Origin of the sequence: Priestia sp. SIMBA_032 (assembly GCF_046535215.1) — a bacterium.
GTDB classification, from domain to species: domain Bacteria; phylum Bacillota; class Bacilli; order Bacillales; family Bacillaceae_H; genus Priestia; species Priestia aryabhattai.
On sequence record NZ_JAWRXD010001072.1, the window covers coordinates 1 to 255 of the forward strand.

The following is a 255-nucleotide window of genomic DNA, read 5'->3' on the forward strand; positions in this document are numbered from 1 at the left end:
TCGGCAAGCAGCCGGGCGTTCCCGCCGTTGCGGCCGGCCTGGCCGACGCGCTCGACATGGTCCGCCAGACGGCGGCCGCCGTCGGGGTGACCGTCGACGTCGAGCAGTCCTCGCACCAGGCGCTCCACCCCGGCCGCACGGCGCAGCTCGTCGCGCTCGGCGCCGACGGCTCCCACACGCCGGTCGGCGTCGCCGGCGAGCTGCTGCCCGCGCTCGCCCACGAGCTCGACCTTCCGCGCGTGGTCGCGGTGTTCG

General features: G+C 77.6%; 1 protein-coding gene. It reads left to right on the plus strand.

The annotated features are described in order from the left end of the window. Positions 1–255: hypothetical protein (locus tag SB717_RS37645; protein ID WP_410908258.1), on the plus strand; the 255-nt coding region annotated here is incomplete at both ends.